This is a genomic window from Stenotrophomonas sp. GQ19, from assembly GCF_059758695.1.
The window spans coordinates 1-21048 of the sequence record NZ_JCAXES010000003.1 but is presented as its reverse complement, the minus strand read 5'-3'; the positions used below and the strand labels follow the sequence as shown (position 1 = coordinate 21048).

Sequence of the window (21048 nt, the reverse complement as noted above, 5' to 3'; positions counted from 1 at the left end):
ATTTGATACCCATCGTCAAGTTGCCACGGAAGTGGCCGATGCTTGGCTGCGTGGATCTCCTACGCGAGCGTCCGTACTCGTGCGGATTGACCATCGCGACGTAAACGCCACCCAACCCGAATCACCTTATTCCGTCCTGCAGCAAGGTATTTTTGTGCGGTAGGCCTACAATTTCATTTTCCCAACTGAGCAACACGCACCGCTCCGTCATGAAATCGCAGAAACCAGCAGCCAAGACCGTGAAAAACAAATCCAAACCAGCCGATACGCAGACTGTTTCGCCAGTGGGCTTCTCGCTGGAGCCGGTGTACACGGCCTTGCGCAAGCGCTACCCGGCGGCCGGGCAGGCCGAGGCCGTGGCATTTGCCGCCGACTTCTACAAGCGCATGGAGGCGGACGAGTTCCCGCACCACACCGCCGAGGAGTGGGCCGCCCTGGCGGCCGACACGCTGGAATTCGCGCGTGTGCGCAAGTCCGGCAAGGCCAATGTGCGTGTGTTCAACCCGACCCTGAAGGGCAACGGGTGGGAATCGCCGCATACGGTGCTGCAGATCGTCAATGACGACATGCCGTTCCTGGTCGACACGGTGACCATGTCGCTGGCCGAGCACGGCATCGGCGTGCACGTGCTGGGCCACCCGGTGATCCGCTTCGCACGCGACAAGGCCGGCAAGCTGAGCGGTGTCAGCGACGGCAACGCCGAATCGGTGATGCTGCTGGAAATCGACCGCCAGCCGGCCGAGGCCATGGCCGACGTCGAGCAGGCGATCGTCAAGGCGCTGGACGAGGTGCGTGCCATCGTCGGCGACTGGGATGCGATGCGCAGCAAGGCCAAGAGCCTGGCTGACGACCTCGGCACCCGCCAGCTGCCGATCGATGCGGCCTCGCGCGCCGAAGCGCAGGAATTCCTGCGCTGGGCCGCCGACAACCACTTCACCTTCTTCGGCTACCGCGAATACCGCGTGGAGAAGCAGGGCAAGGAAGACGTGCTGGCCCCGCTCAACGAGACCGGCCTGGGCCTGATGCGCGGCAAGGACAAGTCCGCCGCCCGTCCGGTCAAGACCCTGGCCGCGCAGGGCCTCAACGCCACCACCGGGTTGAAGGACGCGCTGATCCTGACCAAGACCAATGCCCGTTCGCGCGTTCACCGCGCCGGCTACATGGACTACATCGGCGTGCTGGAATTCGACGCCAAGGGCAAGATCATCGGGGAGCAGCGCTTCCTGGGCCTGTTCACCTCCAGCGCGTACAACCGCCGCCCGTGGGAAATTCCGCTGGTGCGTCAGCGCCACGAATATGTGATGACCCAGTCCGGCCTGGCGCCGAGCAGCCACAGCGGCAAGGCCCTGCGCCACATCCTGGAAACCCTGCCGCGCGAAGAACTGTTCCAGTCCAGCGAGGACGAACTGTTCCGCACCGCCATGGGCGTGCTGGGCCTGCAGGAGCGCGTGCGCAGCCGCCTGTTCCTGCGCCGCGACAAGTACAGCCGTTTCATCTCCGCGCTGGTCTACCTGCCGCGCGAGCGCTTCAATACCGATGTGCGCCTGCGCATCGAAGCGATGCTCAAGGACGCCCTGCAGGGCGAGTACGTGGACAGCTCGGTGGTACTGGGCGAGTCGCCGCTGGCCCAGGTGCACCTGATCGTGCGCCCGAAGGCTGGCCAGACCCTTGAAGTGGACACCAGCGCGCTGGAACAGAAGCTGGCCCAGGTGCTGCGCAACTGGCAGGACGACCTGCGCGAAGCGCTGGTGGCCCGCCACGGTGAAAGCGAAGGCCTGCGCATTGCGGCCCGTATCGGCAAGGCACTGCCGGCCGGCTACATCGAAGACTCCAGCACCGAGATCGCGGCCAACGACGTCAGCCAGCTCGACGCGCTGACCGGCCCGGACGACCTGCGCCTGAGCCTGCAGGCCGTGCAGCGCGAAGGTGGTGATGGCCTGCGCCTGAAGCTGTACCGCCAGCTGGACGACATTCCGCTGTCGGACGCGCTGCCGATGATGGAAAACATGGGCCTGCGCGTGATCGCCGAGCGTCCGTACCGCCTCACGGTGGACAACGCGCCGGTGTACGTGCAGGACTTCGAAGTGGAATCGGTGGCCGGTGCGATCGACGCCCCGAGCGTGGATGCCGCCTTCGGTGAAACCTTCGCCCGCGTGTGGCACGGCGATGCCGAGAACGACGGCTTCAACCGCCTGGTGCTGGCCGCTGGCCTGCATTGGCGCCAGGTGGCGATGCTGCGTGGCTACTGCAAGTACCTGCTGCAGACCGGCGTGCCGTTCTCGCAGGCCTATGTGGAAGGCACCTTCACCCGCTACCCGCTGCTGGCCCGCCTGCTGGTGGAACTGTTCGAAGCCCGCTTCGACCCGGCAACCGGCCACGAGAGCAAGGACGCCATCGCCGAGGGCCAGGCCCAGCTGCGCGAGCACCTGACGGTGCTGGCCGGCGGCGACGAGGCCACCCTGAAGGTGCTCAAGACCGTGGTCGATGCCCGCAAGGGCGACCGCAAGGCACAGATGGATGCCGCGCGCGACGCGCTGCTGAAGCTGATGGACCGCGTCTCCAGCCTGGATGAAGACCGCATCCTGCGCAGCTTCATGGGCGTGATCGACGCCACCCTGCGGACCAGCTACTACCAGACCGATGCCAACGGCCAGCACGGCCATGTCATCAGCTTCAAGTTCGATTCGGCGCTGGTGCCGGACCTGCCCAAGCCGCGTCCGTACCGCGAAATCTTCGTGTACGGCCCGCGCGTGGAAGGCACCCACCTGCGCTTCGGCGCGGTGGCCCGTGGTGGCCTGCGCTGGTCGGACCGTCGCGAAGACTTCCGTACCGAAGTGCTGGGCCTGGTCAAGGCGCAGATGGTCAAGAACACGGTCATCGTGCCGGTCGGCGCGAAGGGCGGCTTCTTCGCCAAGGTGCCGCCGGCCAGCGGCGACCGTGATGCGGTGTTCGCCAACGGCGTGGCCTGCTACAAGCTGTTCATCCAGGGCCTGCTGGACATCACCGACAACATCGTCAACAACAAGATCGTGCCGCCGGTGGACGTGGTCCGCCACGACATGGACGACCCGTACCTGGTGGTGGCGGCCGACAAGGGCACCGCGACCTTCTCCGACATCGCCAACGGCCTGGCCGTCGCGCACGGCTTCTGGATGGGCGACGCGTTCGCCTCCGGTGGTTCGGTGGGCTACGACCACAAGGGCATGGGCATCACCGCGCGCGGTGCGTGGGAGTCGGTCAAGCGCCACTTCCGTGCCCTGGGCCGTGACAGCCAGAGCCAGGACTTCACCACGGTGGGCGTCGGCGACATGTCCGGCGACGTGTTCGGCAACGGCATGCTGCTGTCGCGCCACATCCGCCTGGTGGCCGCGTTCGATCACCGCCACATCTTCCTGGACCCGAACCCGGATGCGGCCACCACGTTCGTCGAACGTGAGCGCCTGTTCACCGTGCCGCGCTCCAGCTGGGCCGACTACGACGCCAAGCTGATCAGCAAGGGCGGTGGCATCTTCCCGCGTTCGTTGAAGTCCATCGAGATCACCCCGCAGGTGCGTGAGGTGCTGGGCCTGGACGAGAACGTCAAGGCGATGTCGCCGAACGACCTGATGAGCGCCATCCTCAAGGCGCCGGTGGACCTGCTGTGGAACGGCGGCATCGGCACCTACGTCAAGGCCGCCACCGAGCAGCACAGCGACGTGGGCGACCGCGCCAACAACGCGCTGCGCGTCAATGGTGGCGAGCTGCGCTGCAAGGTGGTGGGCGAGGGCGGCAACCTGGGCATGACCCAGCTGGGCCGCATCGAGGCTGCCCAGGCCGGCGTGCTGCTCAATACCGACTTCATCGACAACTCGGCCGGTGTGGACACCTCCGACCACGAAGTCAACATCAAGATCCTGCTCAACGATGTGGTGCGGGCCAAGAAGCTGACCGTTGAACAGCGCAACAAGCTGCTGGCGTCGATGACCGACGAAGTGGCCGCGCTGGTGCTCAACGACAACTACCGCCAGAACCAGGCCCTGAGCCTGATGGAGCGGATGGCGGTCAAGCGCCTGGGCTCCAAGCAGCACTTCATCCGCACGCTGGAGCAGCAGGGTCTGCTGGATCGCCAGATCGAGTACCTGCCCTCTGATGCGGAGCTGTCGGCACGCAAGGCGCGCGGCCAGGGCCTGACCCGTCCGGAACTGTCGGTGCTGCTGTCCTATTCCAAGCTGGTGGCGTTTGCCCAGCTGCTGGATTCGGACATCCCGGAAGATCCGTACCTGTCCAAGGAGCTGCAGCGTTACTTCCCGACGCCGCTGCAGAAGAAGTATGCCGATGCGATGGAGCGTCACCGCCTGAAGCGCGAAATCATCGCCACGGCCGTGACCAACCAGACCATCAACCGGATGGGCGCCACGTTCCTGATGCGTATGCAGGAAGACACCGGCCGCAGCGTGGCCGAGGTCGCCAAGGCCTACACGATCAGCCGTGAAACGCTGGACGCGCGTGCGCTGTGGGCGCAGATCGATGCGCTCGACGGCACGCTGCCGGAATCGGTGCAGATCGATGCGCTGGAAGTGATCTGGAAGCTGCAGCGTTCGTTCGTGCGCTGGCTGCTGTCGCGCCCGGGCACGATGCCGGGCATCACCGAGGCGGTGAACCGCTACCAGGCCGCGTTCAACGATATCCGCGTGGCATCGGGCGTGCTGCCCGATTCGCAGCGCCCGGCCTACGAGGCGAGCGTGGCCGAGTGGAAGGAAAAGGGCCTGCCGCCGGCACTGGCACAGCAGCTGTCCGAGCTGCAGTTCCTGGAACCGGCGTTCGACATCATCGAACTGGCCCGGACCCGCAAGCTGAAGCCGGTGGACGTGTCCAAGATCCACTTCCGCCTGGGCGACGCCCTGCAGCTGCCGTGGCTGTTCGAGCAGATCGACGCGCTGGAGGTCAACGGCCGTTGGCATGCCGTGGCGCGTGGCGTGCTGCGCGACGAGCTGGCCGCCCACCATCGCAACCTGGCTGCCCAGGTGCTGTCGATGAAGGGCAGCAGCGCCGAAGCCAAGGTGGCGGCCTGGATCGGCCGTGACGACAGCAGCCTGCGCTTCACGCTGTCGATGCTGGCCGAACTGGCCGAGCAGAAGACCCTGGACTACCCGACCGTCTCGGTCGCGGTGCAGCGCCTGGGTCAGCTGGCCGCGCATGGGGCGTAAGCGCATTCGCGCTGACGCCCCACGGTTTGCGTTGCAAACCGTGGGCCCCATGCGGACCGTGCTTCCAGACTCCTGCGCCTTCGGCGCGCCCCCCTGACTCAGGGGGGTTCTGCTCCAGCCGCGTGTTTCTGGATCTGCAGCTGCATGAGTAACCAACGGCCCCGCTCACGCGGGGCCGTTTTTGTTTGGTTGTTTGGCTTGGTGCGGCAAAGGCGAAAGGCAGCGCGTGCCGTTTGCTCCTGGGCTGGGCGGGGCTGTGTGGGTTCACGGGACACGCCGCCATGGATGGCGCTGCGGAGCCTACAAGGATGTACTTGCGGCGTGTCCCGTGAACCCACACCCCCCGGCCCAGCCCAGGAACAGAGAGCGACGGCTGCTTTGCCGTGGTGCGGCAGGTATGCTCTGTGCAACAAACTGCCGCACCGGATCCACCGATGAGCGCTTCCCCCCGTATCGCCTTTCTGGCCAGCAACACCGAGGCTGCGCAGCAGGCGCTGGCGCAGATGCTGGCCCGCTATGGCGATTGCACGCCCGAGCAGGCCGATGTGCTGTGCCCGCTGGGGGGCGATGGCTTCATGCTGCAGACCCTGCATCGCCATGCCGCGCTCGGCAAGCCGGTGTTCGGCATGAAGCTGGGCACGGTCGGGTTCCTGATGAACCAGTTCCGTGACGACGACCTGCCGGCCCGCCTCGCGGCGGCCGAGCCCGCCCACCTGCGACCGCTGGAGATGCTGGCGCTGACCGAATCGGGTACCACCACCGGCTCGCTCGCCTACAACGACGTCTCGCTGCTGCGCCAGACCCGCCAGGCCGCGCATATCGGCGTGGATCTCAACGGCCAGGAGCGCGTGGCCGAACTGATCGGGGACGGCGTGCTGGTGGCCACCCCGGCCGGCAGCACCGCCTACAACTATTCCGCGCATGGCCCGATCCTGCCGCTGGGCTCGCATACCATCGCGCTGACCCCGTTGGCCCCGTACCGGCCGCGTCGTTGGCGCGGGGCGATCCTCAAGGCCGACACCGAGGTGCGCTTCCGCGTGCTCGATCCGTACAAGCGGCCGGTGAGTGTGACCGCCGACTCGCACGAAACCCGCGACGTGGTCGAAGTGACCATCCGCGAATCGCGCGAGCGCCGGGTCACCCTGCTGTTCGACCCGGAGCACAACCTGGAAGACCGCATCCTCAGCGAACAGTTCATGTTCTGAACGGGGCGGGCCGTAGCAGCCATGCACTGTGGGACAATGGCTGGCCGGCCGCTGCGGCCGCATTGGATTGCTGAGTGCCATGGGCGACAACACCCCCCGTCTGCTGACCGTCGCGGTAACCTCGCGCGCGCTGTTCGACCTCGAAGAAGGCCATGCGCTGTTCGAGGCCGAGGGCGTGGACGCCTACGCCGAGTACCAGCGCAAGCATGAGGACGACGTGCTGCGCCCCGGCGTGGCATTCCCGGTGGTACGCAAGCTGCTGGCGCTCAACCAGGGCCAGTCGCCGGAGTCGCCGCGGGTGGAAGTGATCCTGCTGTCGCGCAACTCGGCCGATACGGGGCTGCGCATCTTCAATTCGATCCAGCATTACGGCCTGGGCATCATCCGCGCCACCTTCACGGCTGGCGAGCCCACCTGGCCGTACGTGAAGCCGTTCGGCACCGACCTGTTCCTGTCGGCCAACCCCGACTCGGTGCGCCGCGCGCTGTCGCACGGCATTGCCGCGGCCACCATCCTGCCCAAGCCGCCGGGCGAGACCATCGCCGCCGCCGAGCAGGTGGACCTGGGCCGGCCGCTTGGCCAGCTGCGCATCGCCTTTGATGGTGACGCGGTGATCTTCGGGGACGAAAGCGAGCGCATCTCGCGCGAGCAGGGCGTGGAAGCGTTTGGCCGGCATGAGCGCGAGAATGCGCGCGAGCCGCTCAGCGGTGGCCCGTTCCGCAACTTTCTTTCCGCCCTGCACACCCTGCAGGCGGTGTTCCCGTCGGGCGAAGACGCGCCGATCCGTACCGCGCTGGTCACCGCGCGTTCGGCACCGGCACACGAGCGGGTCATCCGCACGCTGCGCGAGTGGGGCGTGCGCCTGGATGAGGCGCTGTTCCTGGGCGGACGCCACAAAGGCCCGTTCCTGGAAGCGTTCGGCGCGGACATCTTCTTCGACGATTCCCAGCACAACATCGACAGCGCCCGCCAGCACCAGAGCGTGGCCGCCGGGCACGTCCCCCACGGCGTCGCCAACGACGGGTAGGCCATGACCGTTGGTCATGGCGCGGATAGATCGGCGTACCGACCAACGGTATGCCGGGCCTGCGGCCGGGCACCCTTCGGGCCGTCGCAAGCGACGTTAGGAACCGCGTGCGCGGTTCCTTGCGGTACCTACCGGATCGGGAGGCCGGTGGGCGCGGTGTCGTCGGCCAGCGGCAGGCGGATGTCCACCAGCTTCCAGCGCAGGCCGAACCGTTGCAGGACGAAGACGATCGGCGCGCCGCTGTCGGTGTGCGTGGTGGCGGTGAAGCGCGACAGCGATTCGAAATGGTGCTCGGCGCCCTTCAGCGGGCGCGGCTTGCGCGGCGCCGCGTAGGCGTCGTTGCTTTCCAGGTCGTTGCTGGCGCGCTTCCACAACGTGTGGCCTTCCAGCAGCGCGCCGATGCCGGTGGGCGTGGCCATCGCGTCCACGGCGGTCCCGGTGAGCTTCTCGCTGGCCGACAGCAACAGCGCCCCCAACAGGTTGGACTGCACCTCCGGGCCGGCCTGGCGCACCACGTAGTCGTTGAGCTGGGCGCGCAGGTTGGCGCGTAGCAGCGGGAAGTCGACGTAGCGGTCCAGCTTGGCGGTGTCGCGGGTTTCGATGGCCTGGGCCAGCCCGCGCACGGTCAGATGGGGCCCGCTGAAAAAGAGGCCTGCCAACACCAGCAGCAGGGCCAGCAGCAACCACGGAAGTTTCTTCATCGATCCGGTACCTGCAGGAGACTGCCCCGAGCTTGCCGCAGCGCCGGTGGAGAAGTGTGAACGCTACTGGCTGGGCGAACTGCCGGCGCGCTGGAACGCGGCCACCAGCCGCGCCCGTTCGTCGGGCTGCAGCGCGTCCACGCGGGTGTCCAGGATCTGGTCGAGGTTGCCCACCCGGGTCGTGCCCAGCACGCCACTGGCGATGCCCGGGTTCTGCAGCACGTAGGCAAACGCGGTCTGCCCCGGCGGCTGCGAATGCACGCCCGCCACCGCCTTCTGCAGGGTGCGCGCGCTGCGCATCAGCTGGCGGCTGGAGGGCTTCAACCACGCGCGCGCCAGGTACCAGGCGTCGGCCAGCCGCGGCAGCCGCACGCGCGCCGGCAGCAGGTGGCCCTGGGCCAGCACGGTGCCGGCCAGTACGCCGATGCCTGCCGCGTGCATGGCGGCAATCAGCGGTTCGCGGTCCTGCTGCAGCACGTTGTAATCGATCAACGCCACGTCGAACAGGGTGGGGTGGTCGGCGATGTGCTGCATGATCGCGCCGGTGTGGGTGTTGATGCCCAGTAGGCGGAACATCCCGTTGCGGCGCATGCGCTCCAGCGCGGTGAGCAGTTCATCGCTCAGTTCGTGCAGGCCGATGCCGTGCAGCTGGAAGATGTCCAGGTGGTCGCAGTGCAGGTTGCGCAGCGACGCGGCGCAGCTGCGCTCGATGTTCGCCGGGGAAAAGTCGCGGTGCTCGGCGCCGCTGATGCCGGCCTGGCCGGTCAACGTGCCGGCCTTGCTGGAAATCACCAGCCCGTCGCGCGGGTGGCTGGCATAGGCGCGCTGCAGGATGCGGCCCAGCCGTGGCTCGGCGTTGAACGCCGAATAGTTGTGGCCGGTGTCGAACAGGTTCACGCCGCGCTCCAACGCGCGGCGCACGATGCGTTCGGCCTCGCTTTCGGCGAACCGGTGGTTGCCCCAGAACCCGGAGCAGCCCAGCGCCACCTGCGATACCTGCAGGCCGCTGCGCCCCAGCGGGCGCGTTGGAACGGCCGTATGCGCGGGCATGGTGCTCAGAATTCCAGGTCCAGCGCCGCGCACAGGTAGTCCACGAACGGGCCCAGCGTGACCAGGTCGGCGGCGATGGTCTGGCGCAGGCGCGGGCCGGTCATCACCGTATCGTCCAGCGAGCGCCAGAACACCCAGTTGCGGTGCTTGAGGTCGTCGATGAATTCGAAATCCGGCTCGAACCCGCGCGGCGGGCGCACCAGCTTCTCGCTTTCCTCGAAGTCGAACTTCTTGCGCAGCACCGGCGAATGCGCGGCCGCCTTCCAGCTGCCGGGGTTGTCCACAATGAAGTGCCGCACCTTGCGCTGGGTAGCCGGTTCGGGATGCCACAGGCCGGCACCGACGAAGCTCTCGCCGGGTTGCAGGTGGATGTAGAACGACGGGGCCGGGACCTGTTTGCGCCGCTCATGGAACAACCGCGCGCCCTGCCAGCTCTTGTACGGCGACTTGTCGTTGGAGAAGCGCGCGTCGCGGTAGATGCGGAACAGCGAGCCGCCAACGCCGCGCGGGTCCGCGCGGAAGTGCTCGCTGACCGCGGCCAGGTCCGGTTGCAGGTCGGCGATCAGGCGCAGGAACGGCTGGCGCACGTGCTCTTCGTACTGCGGCTTGTGGTCGTTGAACCAGGCCTTCTCGTTGTTGCGGGCCAGGCCGCGCAGGAAGGTGAAGCTCTTCGGGCTGAAATACGTGCTCACAGGCTCTGCTCCAGGTGGGTGCCCCAGTCGCGCAGCTGCTGCAGCAGGGCGAGCCTGGCCGGATCGTCGGCATGCTCGGTGGCCAGTGCGTCCAGCTGCGCGCGGAACTGCGGCAGGGTCTGCTCGCCCAGCGCGGTGTCGCCAAGCAGGCGCTGGCGACGATAGTCGTTCCAGCGTGAGCGTTCGGTCGCGTCCAGGGTCTGCGGGTGGTTGCGCGCGCGGTAGCGGAACAGCAGCTCGGGCATGCGCGGATCGCGCAGGCGTTCGGCGTAGCTGGCCAGTTCGGCCGGCGGGCTGGTACGGATACGGGTCATCAGCGCTTTGTCGCCGTCGGCCAGGAAGCCGTCGTACAGCGACGCGTCCACGTCGCTGGGGGGCAGCACGCGCTCACCGCCGAACACCTGGCGCACCTTCTCGGCCAGGGTCGGGCCCAGCGCGCGCAGGCGTGCGGCCTTCGCCTCGATCTCCGCCGGGTCGATGCCCAGGCGAGCGTGGTCGGCGGGGCGCAGGTGATTCCAGGCCACCAGCGCCGGCACCTTGTTGAGGTGCACTTCCTTGAGTGGCACGCGCTGCTCGCCTTCGGCCAGATCGGCCGCGCGGGTGTACAGGCGTGCGGCCAGGGTCTCGGCCGGCAGCGCCAGCAGCGCGTCGATGTCGCCGTCCAGGTCGAGCGCGATGATGCGGTTGTTGATGTACGGGTGGCGCGCCAGCGGCAGCACCGGGGCGGCGCACATGCGCTGGGCCGGGTAGCGCATGGAAATGTGCAGCACCGGCTGCAGGGCGTCCACGTCGAGCAGGCTGGCCACGAAGCGCTTGTCGCGCAGCTTCAGCGCGTAGTCCCACAGGCGCGGTTGGGCCTGCTTGAACAGGCGCGCCAGGCCGATGGTGGCATGCACGTCCGACAGCGCTTCGTGGGCATCGCCCTGGCGCACGTTGTTGGCGGTGGCCAGGTGTTCGAGCTTGAACGAGGTGGCGCCATCTTCGCGCTGCGGCCACACCACGCCCTCCGGGCGCAGCGCATGCAGCAGCCGCATCATGTCCAGCAGGTCCCAGCGCGAATTGCCGTTGCGCCACTCGCGCTCATACGGGTCATGGAAGTTGCGGAACAGCCCGTGGCGCACGAACTCATCGTCGAAGCGCAGCGTGTTGTAGCCCAGCGAGCAGGTGCCCGGACGCGCCATCAGGTCGTTGATGCGCGCGAACGCCTCGGCTTCGCTGACCCCGGCCGACAGCGCATGCTGCGGGGTGATGCCGGTGATCAGGGTGGCCACCGGCGACGGCAGCAGGTCATCGGCGGGCTTGACGTAGAAGCTGACCGGTTCGTCGATGATGTTCAGGTCGGCATCGGTGCGGATCGCGGCGAACTGTGCGATGCGGGTGCGGCGCGGGTCCTGGCCGAAGGTTTCCAGGTCGTAGAACAGGAAGCTGTCAGCCATCAGTGCGCGCCCTCCAGCACGGGCAGCTGCGCATGCACGATGTGCTCCAGCGCGGCCCAGTCGATGTGGTCCAGGCTGTCGTGCCCGGCGGTGGCGTCTTCGAGGATGCGACGCTGCAGTTCGGTGCGCGCGTGCGCCACCGCATACGGCGTGTGCAGGAAGGTGACCATGGTGTAGTGCGGCACGAAGCGGGTGGGCCAGCGTGCCTGCAGGGCCTGTTCCAGCTCGCGCTGCAGCAGGAAGGCCGGGTCGGCAACGCGATCGCGCATTTCAAGGTAGTTCTCCAGCGCCATCTGCTGGATCGCTTCGGCGTTCGGCTTGCGGTCGGCCTCGAAAGCGGCGAAGGCCGCGGCCAGCGTGTCCTGTTCCAGCAGGTGGCCGGCCAGCGCCACACAGTCCTCAAACGCGCAGTTCATGCCCTGGCCGTGGAACGGCACCATCGCATGCGCGGCGTCGCCCAGCAGCACGGCGCGGCCCTGCAGGTGCCAGTGGTTGAGATGCAGCGTGCCCAGCAGGCCGGGCGGGTGCTCTTCCCAGTCGCGGCGCAGGTTGGGGATCAGCGCCAGCGCATCGGGGAAGTCGCGCGCGAACAGCGCTTCGGCCTCGGCACCGGTGGTGGTGGTGGCAAAGCTCGGGTCGCCTTCGTTGGGCAGGAACAGGGTGACGGTGAAAGTGCCTTCGTCATTGGGCAGCGCAATGCACATGTAGTGCCCGCGCGGCCAGATGTGCAGCGCGTTGGCTTCGATGCGGAAGCCGCCGTCGGCGGTGGGCGGGATCTCCAGTTCCTTGTAGGAGTGGTCGAGGAACTCGGTGCGCTCGTCCAGCGGCTGCTTGCGGTTCATCGCCGCGCGCAGCGCCGAGCCGGCACCATCGGCGCCGATCAGGGTGTCGAACCGGATGTCGTGCGGCTGGTCGTCGCGGTCGTCGATGAAGCGGGCATAGCCGGCATCGAAATCAACCGTGTGCAGGCGGCGGTGGAAATGCACCTGCGCGCCGGCATCTTCGGCCAGCTGCAACAGTGTGGTGTTGAGGTCCTTGCGGTGGATCGACCAGATCACTTCGCTGTCGTCGCGGCCGTAGCGTTGCAGCTGCGGCTCGCCTTGGCGCGGGTGCACCATGCGCCCGCGCATCATCACCGCCTTGGCCATGACCGCGTCTTCGACCCCGGCCTGACGCAGCGCATTGCGGCCGCGTTCGGCCAGGGCCAGGTTGATCGAGCGGCCTGACTCGTAGTCGCTGATGCGCGGGTCGCCGCGACGTTCGTACAGGGTGATCCGCCAGCCCTGGCGGGACAGCAGGATGGCGAGCAGCGAGCCGGCCAGGCCAGCGCCGATGATGCTCAGCGAGCGGGAAGGGGGTGCGATCACATCGATGTCCGTGGGGGCGGGGAGGGCGGGGCGGATTACAGCCCTGCCCAGGCGTCCACTTCGTCGACGAAGTGGTGCAGGTCCTGGTAGCGGTTGTAGAGCGGGGTCGGCGAGATGCGGATGACGTCCGGTTCGCGCCAGTCACCGAGCACGCCGACGGTCTGCAGGTACTCGAACAGGCTGCGGCCCCGTTCGCGACCACCGACCACGCGCAGCGAGAGCTGGCAGCCGCGGCGGTCCGGTTCGCTGGGTGTGAGTACCTCGAGCACGCCGGTCAGGCGGGCGCGCACCAGCGCGTCGAGCAGGCCGGTCAGGCGCAGCGACTTCTCGCGCAGGGCGGCGATGCCACCGGCCTTGTCGACCACGTCGAGGGCGGCGCGCAGCGGTGCCAGGCCGAGCACGGGCGGGTTGCTGAGCTGCCAGCCTTCGGCGCCGACGGCGGGCACGAACTGCGGGGCCATTCTGAAGCGGGTGGCTTCTTCGTGACCCCACCAGCCGGCGAAGCGCGGCAAGCTGGTGTCGCGGTGGTGGCGTTCGTGCACGAAGCACCCGGCCACGGCGCCGGGGCCGGCGTTGAGGTACTTGTAGTGGCACCAGACGGCGAAGTCGGGGGCGATGTCGTGCAACTGCAGGGGGATGTTGCCGACCGAGTGGGCCAGGTCGAAGCCGACCCGGGCGCCCTGCAGGCGGGCCATGCGGGTGATGGCGTCGAGGTCGAAGACCTGGCCGCTGCGGTACTGCACGCCGGGCCACAACACCAGCGCCAGGCGCGGGCCGTGTTCGTTGATGGCGCGTTCGATGGCCTGCAGGGAGATGGTGCCGTTGGGTTCGTCGGGCTGGACTTCGATGAGGTCGGTGGCCGGGTCGAAGCCGTGGAAGCGGATCTGCGATTCGACGGCGTGGCGGTCGGTGGGGAACGCGCCGGCTTCGATGAGGATGGCGGGGCGCTCGCGGCTGGGCCGGTAGAAGCTGACCATCATCAGGTGCAGGTTGACGCTGAGGGTGTTCATGGCGACCACTTCGCTGGGCAGCGCGCCGACGACGCGGGCGAGCTGTTCGCTGACGAGGCGGTGGTAGCGCAGCCACTGGGTGTCGCCGGTGAAGTGGCCTTCGACGGCCAGGCTGGCCCATTTGTCCATGACGTCCTGGACGGCGGCACGGGCGCCGCGCGGCTGCAGGCCCAGCGAGTTGCCGACGAAGTAGGTCTGGTCGCGGTGGTTGTGCTGGGGGAAGACGAATTCGCTGCGGAGGGTGCGCAGGGGGTCGGCAGCGTCCAGGGCAACTGCATGGGTGCGGCTGAGGAGTTCGGACATGGTGCAACCGGCGGTGACAGTGACCGACAGTTTATCCGGGTGGTGGGGGTGTGGGCTGAATCCGGTGTGGGTGGGGGGTGTGTGTTTTTTTCGAGGCGTGAGGCAAGTGCAAGTGCAACGGCCACGGCCACGGCCACGGCAGAACCGTGGTGTCTGTGCGGTGGGTGGGCTGGCGCGGTGCGGGTGGGTGGCCGGGACACGCCGTAAATCCGTCCATGGAGGCTCCGCCACCGCATCCATGCGGTGGAGGGTCCCGGCCACCCACCCGCACCACGCCCTGACACAGGGCCGGTGCGCAGGGGAAATGCGGGTAGTGCGGGGATTGTGGTGATGCGGGGTGATGGGGGGTGATGGGGGGCCACGCGGGCTGACGTGGGCTGACGCGGGGTGACGTGGGGCCACGCTGGTAGAGCCGACCGTTGGTCGGCTGCTCTTCACTCAGAGGTCATGCTGCCATCGAGCGACGAAGGGGTATCGGCAGTCGATCGAGGATCGACCCTACCAGGGCCGTGGTCACGCAGGTCACGTTGTGGTCGTGGTCGCGGTCGCGCCGCAACGCAACGCAATGCAATGCAACGCAACGCAACGCAGCGCAACGCAGCGCAATGCAGCGCAACGCTGTGGTCGGGGCCGTGCAGGGCCGTGCAGGGCCATGCGGGGCCATGCGGGGCTACGCGGCGTCACCCCGGGGTAGAGCCGACCGTTGGTCGGCTGCTTTTCGCTCAAACGCGTGCGTGCAGCTCGGCGCTTCTCAATCCTCAGCCTTCCACCGCAACAACACCCGGCAACGGGTCTACATGCCCGCACGCCTCGCACGTGCGCATCTCCACCGATGCCTGGTACCGCGCAAACACCTTCGGCAGGTCGGTTTCGATGTTTTCCAGGGCGAAGTACTCCTCGTACAGCTTGTGGTTGCAGCGCTCGCAGAACCACAGCAGTCCGTCGCGTTCGTGCGCCAGCCGCTTGCGCTCCACCACCAGGCCCACGCCGCCGGGCGGGCGGCGGGGCGAATGGGGCACCTTGCCCGGCAGCAGGAAGATTTCGCCCGCGCGGATCGGAATGTCGCGCACTGCACCGTCTTCCTGCACCTTCAGCACCATCTCGCCTTCGAGCTGGTAGAACCACTCCGGGCCTTCGTCGTAATGGTAGTCCGTGCGGCTGTTCGGCCCGCCCACCACCATCACGATGAAGTCCCCGTTCTCGATCATCTTGTTGCCCACCGGCGGCTTCAGCAGGTGCCGGTTTTCTTCGATCCAGCCCAGCAGGTTGATCGGCATGGGAAGCATGGTGCGATGTCCGTAGTGGGGAAGGGTCAGTCGCGCTTGCCGCGGCGCGGCACGTGCGCCAGCGCCCGCTCGTAGGCCGGCTGCAGGTCTTCCGGCGCGCCCACGTCGATGCCCATCTCGCGCACCCGGCCGTCCTTCAGGCTGTAGACCCAGCCGTGCACCATCAGCTTCTGGCCGCGCGCCCAGGCGTCCTGCACGATCGTCGACCGGCAGGCGTTGACCACCTGCTCGATCACGTTCAGTTCGCACAGCCGTGCATGCTTCAGGTCCGGGTCTTCAATCGCATCCATGATCGACGCGTGCTTCTGCGCCACATCGCCCACGTGCCGCAGCCAGTTGTCGGCCAGGCCCACCCGCGTGTTGTGCAGGCTGGCGTGCACGCCGCCGCAGCCGTAATGGCCCACGATCAGGATGTGCTTCACCTTCAACTGGTCCACCGCGTACTGGATCACGCTCAGGCAGTTGAGGTCGGTGTGCACCACCACGTTGGCCACGTTGCGGTGCACGAACACCTCGCCCGGTGCCATGCCGATGATCTGGTTGGCCGGCACGCGCGAATCCGAGCAACCGATCCACAGGTATTCCGGATGCTGCTGCTTGGCCAGCTGGTGGAAGAAGTCCGGGTCTTCCTTCTCGATCCGGTCCGCCCATTCGCGGTTGTTCTGCAGCAGCTTGTGGATGTCTTTCATGGGGCAGGTGTCCCTGACGTAGGGTGGGGGCAAGGCGCGGCCAGCCTGGCCGCGGCGTCGCGGGAAACGGGGAGGGTCAGCCGGCGGTGCCGCCGTCGCGGCGCCAGCGCATCCACTGCGCCAGCTCGCGGGAAGCCGGGGCGTCCAGCGCCGACAGCGCGTCGATCACGCTGCGCTGGTTCGCCTCCGGGTGGTTCTGGCTCAGTTTGAGCTTGATCTGTACCTCGGCGGGGCGGAAGCGGAAGCCGACGATGCCGGCCAGCATGCGCTGCTGGCGCGGCTCGATCGGCAGCAGGTCCCAGTCGCCGCCGACGGTGCCTTCGTAATGCGTGCTCAGTGCATCCAGCATCGCCACCAGTGCATCCGGGTCGGTGACCGGCTCCAGTACGCCGCGCAGTTCGGCTGCGGCATAGTTCCAGGTGGGGACGCGCGCCTGCGCATCTTTGTCCGGATACCAGCCCGGCGACACGTACGCGTGCGGGCCGTTCACCAGCAGCGTGGCCGGGCCGGCGTGGCCGGCCTGCGGATTTGGTTTGGCCCAGTGGCCCTCGATCAGGATGCCGTCGGCATCCCGCGTGTACACCACCGGCAGGCGCGTGGCCTGCGGGTAGCCGTCGGCGCCGTTGGTCACCAGGGTGACGAACGCATCGCGAGCAAGCAGCCGGTCCAGCCAGATCAGGTCGGTCTCGGCGAAGGCGGACGGAATGAACATCGTCGGTTACGCGCGGGCGCCCAGGCTCTGCACCATGCGGCCATGCAGGTCGGCATCGCTGGCGCCCTGCGGCGGCTGCACTTCATGCAGCGAGAAGCCGCGGATCAGCGCGTCTTCCTCGTCCAGCCCGTCATAGGAGACGAATTCGGCGTCGAACAGCTGCGAGCGCGCGGTGTCTTCGCTGTCGTAGCTGAGCGTGTTGCCGTCGCTGTCGAGCACTTCGGCGGTGCCCGCCGGGCGGATCCGCAGGCGGGCCCAGATCAGCGTGTTGCCCAGGCTGGCCAGGAACCACTCGTCGCGGTCAGGGGTCGTGTCGTTCATATCAGTACCATCGAAAGCAGCCAGAGCAGGGCAGCCATGCCCAGCCCGGCAAGAAGAGTAAGCAGCGAGAGCCAGGCCGGCGTGGCCAGGCCGGTCAGCGAGCGGTCACTGCTCTGGCGATAGTCGCGGCCGAGCAGCCAGCGCAGCGCATCCGGGCGCAGGAATGCGCCCGTACCGAAGCGATCCGCCAGCGCCGGGTGGCGGTCGCGGATGTGGACCAGGGTGAGCGGCCAGAAGATCACGAAGGCACTGAACCCGGCGATCGCCACGCCGACGAAGCACAGCGCGAAGAACAAGGTCATGGGTCAGTGCCTCCGTAGGTGGATCAGAACTCGGCGGTGCCCGGTGCGCGCGGGTAGGCGATCGCATCGCGGATGTTGCCCAGCCCGCAGACGTAGACCACCAGGCGCTCGAAGCCCAGCCCGAAGCCGGCGTGCGGCACCGAACCGTAGCGGCGGAAATCGCGGTACCAGCCGTAGTGTTCGCGGTCCAGGCCGAACTGCGCCATGCGCGCGTCCAGCACGTCCAGGCGCTCTTCGCGCTGGCTGCCGCCGATGATCTCGCCGATGCCCGGGGCCAGCACGTCCATCGCCGCAACGGTCTTGCCGTCGTCGTTCAGGCGCATGTAGAACGCCTTGATGTGCTCGGGGTAGTTGGTCACCACCACCGGGCGGCCGATGTGTTCCTCGGTCAGCCAGCGCTCGTGCTCGGTCTGCAGGTCCAGGCCCCACTCGACCGGGAAGTCGAACTTCTTGCCCGAGTTCTGCAGCAGCTTCACCGCCTCGGTGTAGTCGATCTGCTCGAACGGGGCGTTGATGAAGGCTTCCAGCTTGGTGATCGCGTTCTTGTCCACGCGCTCGGCCAGGAACGCCAGGTCGTCGCCGCGCTCGTCGAGCACCGCGCGGAACAGGTACTTCAGGAACTGCTCGGCCAGGCGCGCGTCTTCGGCCAGGTCGGCGAAGGCGATTTCCGGCTCGATCATCCAGAACTCCGCCAGGTGGCGGGTGGTGTTGGAGTTCTCGGCGCGGAAGGTCGGGCCGAACGTGTACACCTTGCTCAGGGCCAGGCAGTACGCCTCGACGTTGAGCTGGCCGGACACGGTCAGGAAGGTTTCCTTGCCGAAGAAATCGCGGCTGAAATCGACCTCGCCCTTGTCGTTGCGGGGCAGGTTGGCCATGTCCAGGGTGGATACCCGGAACATCTGGCCGGCGCCTTCGGCATCGGAGGTGGTGATGATCGGGGTGCTGATCCAGTTGAACCCGTTCTCGTGGAAGAACCGGTGCACGGCCTGGGACAGGCAGTTGCGGATGCGGGTGACCGCGCCGAACAGGTTGGTGCGCGGGCGCAGGTGCGCCACTTCACGCAGGAACTCGGCGCTCATCGGCTTGGGCTGGATCGGGTAGGTCAGCGGGTCTTCGACCAGGCCGACGATCTCGATGTGGCTGGCCTGGATCTCGAACGACTGGCCCTTGCCCTGCGACTTGACCAGGGTGCCGCGGGCGATCACCGAGCAGCCGGGGGTGAGCGCCTTGATCTCGTCGAAGTTGCCCAGGGTGTCATTGGCCACCACCTGGATGGGGGCAAAGCAGGAGCCATCGGTGACATTGACGAAGGCCAGTGCTGCCGACCCACGCACCGTACGCACCCAACCGCGTACGGTTGCCTCGCCGCCTTCCGGGATCTTCCCGGCAAGCGCATGTTCAACGCTGACCACCGTCATGACTTGAATCCTCTATTGATCGACTCGATCTCTGAACGAGGAGTTTAACGGGTGCAGCGTTCTGCTTGCGAGGCATTTTTAGCCGCCGTGGGCTCCTATAATGACCCCGATCCGCTGGAGTTGCCTGTCATGGCTGTAAGCCTTACCCCTGTTGCCTTTGCCCGTGTGCAGAAGTTCGTCGCCCAGACCCCGGGCGCGCTGGGCCTGCGTTTCGGCGTCACCCGTACCGGTTGCTCGGGCTGGGGCCACATCACCGACCTGGCCCGCGACGAGCGCCAGGGCGACACCGTGTTTGAGCAGGACGGGGTGCGCATCTACGTGGATGCCGACAGCCTGGGCCTGGTCGACGGCACCGAGATCGACTTCGGCAAGCACGGGCTGAGCGAGACGTTCACGTTCAGGAACCCGAACGCCACCGCCGAATGCGGCTGCGGCGAGAGCTTCACCACCGAAGCCGACAAGGCCTGATCCGGGTCGGCAGAAGCGCCCAGCCCCGCGGCTGCTTGCCTGCGGGCGCTTGTGCTGCCATACTTTGCGGCTTCCTGCCTGATTCCGGGCAGGACCCTTGCCCCACCGCGTTCATCTGCGGGGGGCTGTCCGGCCCCTGCGGGCCACATCCGAAAGGTAAAAACACATGAGTCGTCATTACGAAGTCGTGTTCCTGGTCCATCCGGACCAGAGCGAACAGGTCCCGGCCATGATCGAGCGCTACAAGGCGCTGGTCGAGAACGGCAGCGGCACCATCCACCGTCTGGAAGACTGGGGCCGTCGTCAGCTGGCCTACCCGATCCAGAACCTGGTGAAGGCCCACTACGTCATGCTCAACATCGAGTGCGACCAGGCCGTGCTGAGCGAGCTGGTGGAAAGCTTCCGCTTCAACGATGCCGTGCTGCGCAACCTCGTCATCAAGCGTGACGAAGCTGACACCGAGCAGTCGCTGATCATGAAGAGCAAGGACGAGAAGGGTGACAAGCCCGAGCGTGGCGAGCGTCGTCGTCGTGATGACGAAGAAGGTGAAACCACCCCCGCCGCTGACACCGATGCCGGCGAAGACGCCGCTTCGGCCGCTTAAGGAGCACTGACATGTCCAAGTTCTTCCGTCGCCGCAAGTTCTGCAAGTTCACGGCCGAAGGTGTCAAGGAGATCGATTACAAGGATCTCAACACCCTGCGCCAGTACCTGACCGAGAACGGCAAGATCGTGCCGAGCCGCGTCACCGGTACCAAGTCGAAGTACCAGCGCCAGCTGGCAACGGCCGTCAAGCGCGCCCGTTTCCTGGCCCTGATTCCGTACACCGACAACCACGACGTCTGATGAAAGCCGGCGGCTTCGGTCGCCGCTTTCGTGGACCTGGCCGCCCGCGCTGCAAAGCGTCGGGCGGTTTCACGGTCTACCGTTCGGATATTCGGACAGCCATCGCTGCGGGGCCACGCCTCGCTAACGAATACATATTTGGAGCTACACCATGAAGCTGATTCTTCTCCAGAAGGTCACCAACCTCGGCGGTCTGGGCGATCTGGTCGACGTGAAGCCGGGCTACGGCCGCAACTTCCTCGTCCCGACCGGCAAGGCCGTTCCGGCCACCACCACCAACGTTGCCGAGTTCGAAGCCAAGCGCGCCGATTACGAAGCCAAGGCCCAGTCGATCCACGCTGACGCCGAAGCCCGCAAGGCTCAGCTGGAAGGCAAGAGCGTCACCATCGCCGCCAACGCGTCGACGGAAGGCAAGCTGTACGGTTCGGTTGGCCCGCGCGACATCGCCGAAGCCTTCACCAAGGCCGGCCTGCCGCTGGAAAAGAGCGAAGTGATCCTGGGCGAAGGCGCCTTCCGCAACGTGGGCGAGTACGAGGTGACTGTTCACCTGCACGCCGACGTCGAAACCACCGTCAAGGTGGTTGTGGAAGCCGAAAAGGCCTGATCCCTGCCGAAAGGCTGGAGTCACTGAAACGGGTGCCCGCAAGGGTGCCCGTTTTTGTATGTGGGGGTTTTGTTTTTTAAAAGCTTAGAAGCTTGAAGCCTGAAGCCAGATCAACGGCGGGTGCCGGCGCTTTGGTTCTTCCGGTGTGAGGGTGCCGGGTGGCCTTGGCCGGGACACGCCGTAAATCCATCCCTGGAGGCTCGTGGGCGCCTTGCTCGTTTGTGCAGTCCTGCACAAACGGCAAGACCGGGGTTGGGCGTCCTGCCCAACCCGTCCGGCGCATGCGCCGGACCCATGGCGCCCAACGGTCCCGGCCAAGGCCACCCGACACCCTCTGCCAGGATCTGCGATGCGGGCGGGTAGAGCCACGCCATGCGTGGCCGGGGCAATGAAGTAGGGTTATGTGATGCGTGGGTAGGCGGTAC

Annotated in this window: 18 protein-coding genes and 1 pseudogene; 7 read left to right on the top strand and 12 right to left on the bottom strand. The window is 67.1% G+C overall.

The genetic code is table 11. The features are described from left to right. Positions 1-290 precede the first annotated feature (290 nt). From AC6CHL_RS07275 to AC6CHL_RS07265, 3 genes and pseudogenes are all read left to right on the top strand, one after another. A pseudogene (locus AC6CHL_RS07275) lies at positions 291-5186 on the top strand (NAD-glutamate dehydrogenase); the annotation flags it as partial. Between the two features lie 434 nt (positions 5187-5620). After that, positions 5621-6391: an NAD kinase gene (locus AC6CHL_RS07270; protein ID WP_038687630.1), complete on the top strand. Its 771-nt coding sequence runs from the start codon at positions 5621-5623 to the stop codon at positions 6389-6391. A gap of 79 nt (positions 6392-6470) precedes the next feature. After that, positions 6471-7418 carry a 5'-nucleotidase gene (locus tag AC6CHL_RS07265; RefSeq protein WP_038687632.1) on the top strand — a complete coding sequence of 316 codons (948 nt, stop codon included), beginning with the start codon at positions 6471-6473 and terminating at the stop codon, positions 7416-7418. Positions 7419-7546: 128 nt separating this feature from the next. Here AC6CHL_RS07265 and AC6CHL_RS07260 read toward each other — a convergent pair whose 3' ends face one another. The 12 genes from AC6CHL_RS07260 to asnS form a co-directional block, all read right to left on the bottom strand. After that, positions 7547-8119, bottom strand: coding sequence for a DUF2939 domain-containing protein (locus AC6CHL_RS07260; protein WP_498294032.1), 573 nt, complete (start codon positions 8117-8119; stop codon positions 7547-7549). Between the two features lie 63 nt (positions 8120-8182). Further along, on the bottom strand, positions 8183-9169 hold the full coding sequence (locus tag AC6CHL_RS07255) for an aldo/keto reductase (protein ID WP_498294030.1): 987 nt from the start codon (positions 9167-9169) through the stop codon (positions 8183-8185). Positions 9170-9174: 5 nt separating this feature from the next. Then, positions 9175-9861 (bottom strand): DUF2461 domain-containing protein, encoded by a 687-nt coding sequence (locus tag AC6CHL_RS07250; protein ID WP_498294029.1) that lies wholly within the window; start codon positions 9859-9861, stop codon positions 9175-9177. After that, positions 9858-11297 (bottom strand): exodeoxyribonuclease I, encoded by a 1440-nt coding sequence (gene sbcB, locus AC6CHL_RS07245; protein ID WP_498294027.1) that lies wholly within the window; start codon positions 11295-11297, stop codon positions 9858-9860. The genes AC6CHL_RS07250 and sbcB overlap by 4 nt, the downstream gene beginning before the upstream one ends. Next, complete coding sequence (locus AC6CHL_RS07240) at positions 11297-12661, bottom strand: FAD-dependent oxidoreductase (RefSeq protein WP_185753533.1); 1365 nt, start codon at positions 12659-12661, stop codon at positions 11297-11299. The genes sbcB and AC6CHL_RS07240 overlap by 1 nt, the downstream gene beginning before the upstream one ends. A 38-nt stretch (positions 12662-12699) precedes the next feature. Further along, positions 12700-13977: a kynureninase gene (kynU, locus tag AC6CHL_RS07235; RefSeq protein WP_038687641.1), complete on the bottom strand. Its 1278-nt coding sequence runs from the start codon at positions 13975-13977 to the stop codon at positions 12700-12702. A 758-nt stretch (positions 13978-14735) separates the two neighbouring features. Next, positions 14736-15263 carry a 3-hydroxyanthranilate 3,4-dioxygenase gene (locus tag AC6CHL_RS07230; RefSeq protein WP_137189839.1) on the bottom strand — a complete coding sequence of 176 codons (528 nt, stop codon included), beginning with the start codon at positions 15261-15263 and terminating at the stop codon, positions 14736-14738. Between the two features lie 26 nt (positions 15264-15289). Next, on the bottom strand, positions 15290-15952 hold the full coding sequence (gene can, locus AC6CHL_RS07225; RefSeq protein ID WP_038687645.1) for a carbonate dehydratase: 663 nt from the start codon (positions 15950-15952) through the stop codon (positions 15290-15292). A 76-nt stretch (positions 15953-16028) separates the two neighbouring features. Further along, positions 16029-16664: an FMN-binding negative transcriptional regulator gene (locus AC6CHL_RS07220; RefSeq protein ID WP_498294025.1), complete on the bottom strand. Its 636-nt coding sequence runs from the start codon at positions 16662-16664 to the stop codon at positions 16029-16031. A 6-nt stretch (positions 16665-16670) separates the two neighbouring features. Beyond that, positions 16671-16985: a hypothetical protein gene (locus AC6CHL_RS07215; protein ID WP_038687649.1), complete on the bottom strand. Its 315-nt coding sequence runs from the start codon at positions 16983-16985 to the stop codon at positions 16671-16673. Next, on the bottom strand, positions 16982-17287 hold the full coding sequence (locus tag AC6CHL_RS07210) for a hypothetical protein (protein ID WP_463601274.1): 306 nt from the start codon (positions 17285-17287) through the stop codon (positions 16982-16984). The genes AC6CHL_RS07215 and AC6CHL_RS07210 overlap by 4 nt, the downstream gene beginning before the upstream one ends. A 23-nt stretch (positions 17288-17310) precedes the next feature. Then, a complete protein-coding gene (asnS, locus tag AC6CHL_RS07205) occupies positions 17311-18705 on the bottom strand; it encodes an asparagine--tRNA ligase (RefSeq protein WP_038687652.1) in 1395 nt (464 codons plus the stop codon). 129 nt (positions 18706-18834) lie between these two features. On the opposite strand from asnS, the gene AC6CHL_RS07200 reads away from it, so the two are divergent. The 4 genes from AC6CHL_RS07200 (at position 18835) to rplI (ending at position 20623) form a co-directional block, all read left to right on the top strand. Further along, positions 18835-19173, top strand: coding sequence for a HesB/IscA family protein (locus AC6CHL_RS07200; RefSeq protein ID WP_038687654.1), 339 nt, complete (start codon positions 18835-18837; stop codon positions 19171-19173). 166 nt (positions 19174-19339) lie between these two features. Further along, entirely contained in the window at positions 19340-19777 is a 438-nt protein-coding gene (gene rpsF, locus AC6CHL_RS07195; RefSeq protein ID WP_259203201.1) for a 30S ribosomal protein S6, read from the top strand. A gap of 11 nt (positions 19778-19788) precedes the next feature. Next, positions 19789-20019, top strand: coding sequence for a 30S ribosomal protein S18 (rpsR, locus tag AC6CHL_RS07190; protein ID WP_002804494.1), 231 nt, complete (start codon positions 19789-19791; stop codon positions 20017-20019). Positions 20020-20170: 151 nt separating this feature from the next. Then, the gene (rplI, locus tag AC6CHL_RS07185) at positions 20171-20623 is read left to right on the top strand and encodes a 50S ribosomal protein L9 (protein WP_038687658.1); all 453 of its coding nucleotides are present in this window, start codon (positions 20171-20173) and stop codon (positions 20621-20623) included. Positions 20624-21048: the final 425 nt, after the last annotated feature.

Bases quoted from the DNA above. Each gene is read 5' to 3' on its own strand.
- kynU (WP_038687641.1), bottom strand. From the start codon at position 13,977: ATGTCCGAACTCCTCAGCCGCACCCATGCAGTTGCCCTGGACGCTGCC.
- asnS (WP_038687652.1), bottom strand. From the start codon at position 18,705: ATGACGGTGGTCAGCGTTGAACATGCGCTTGCCGGGAAGATCCCGGAA.
- AC6CHL_RS07265 (WP_038687632.1), top strand. From the start codon at position 6,471: ATGGGCGACAACACCCCCCGTCTGCTGACCGTCGCGGTAACCTCGCGC.
- AC6CHL_RS07200 (WP_038687654.1), top strand. From the start codon at position 18,835: ATGGCTGTAAGCCTTACCCCTGTTGCCTTTGCCCGTGTGCAGAAGTTC.
- can (WP_038687645.1), bottom strand. From the start codon at position 15,952: ATGAAAGACATCCACAAGCTGCTGCAGAACAACCGCGAATGGGCGGAC.
- rpsF (WP_259203201.1), top strand. From the start codon at position 19,340: ATGAGTCGTCATTACGAAGTCGTGTTCCTGGTCCATCCGGACCAGAGC.
- AC6CHL_RS07270 (WP_038687630.1), top strand. From the start codon at position 5,621: ATGAGCGCTTCCCCCCGTATCGCCTTTCTGGCCAGCAACACCGAGGCT.
- AC6CHL_RS07210 (WP_463601274.1), bottom strand. From the start codon at position 17,287: ATGACCTTGTTCTTCGCGCTGTGCTTCGTCGGCGTGGCGATCGCCGGG.
- sbcB (WP_498294027.1), bottom strand. From the start codon at position 11,297: ATGGCTGACAGCTTCCTGTTCTACGACCTGGAAACCTTCGGCCAGGAC.
- rpsR (WP_002804494.1), top strand. From the start codon at position 19,789: ATGTCCAAGTTCTTCCGTCGCCGCAAGTTCTGCAAGTTCACGGCCGAA.
- AC6CHL_RS07215 (WP_038687649.1), bottom strand. From the start codon at position 16,985: ATGAACGACACGACCCCTGACCGCGACGAGTGGTTCCTGGCCAGCCTG.
- AC6CHL_RS07260 (WP_498294032.1), bottom strand. From the start codon at position 8,119: ATGAAGAAACTTCCGTGGTTGCTGCTGGCCCTGCTGCTGGTGTTGGCA.
- AC6CHL_RS07255 (WP_498294030.1), bottom strand. From the start codon at position 9,169: ATGCCCGCGCATACGGCCGTTCCAACGCGCCCGCTGGGGCGCAGCGGC.
- AC6CHL_RS07230 (WP_137189839.1), bottom strand. From the start codon at position 15,263: ATGCTTCCCATGCCGATCAACCTGCTGGGCTGGATCGAAGAAAACCGG.
- AC6CHL_RS07220 (WP_498294025.1), bottom strand. From the start codon at position 16,664: ATGTTCATTCCGTCCGCCTTCGCCGAGACCGACCTGATCTGGCTGGAC.
- rplI (WP_038687658.1), top strand. From the start codon at position 20,171: ATGAAGCTGATTCTTCTCCAGAAGGTCACCAACCTCGGCGGTCTGGGC.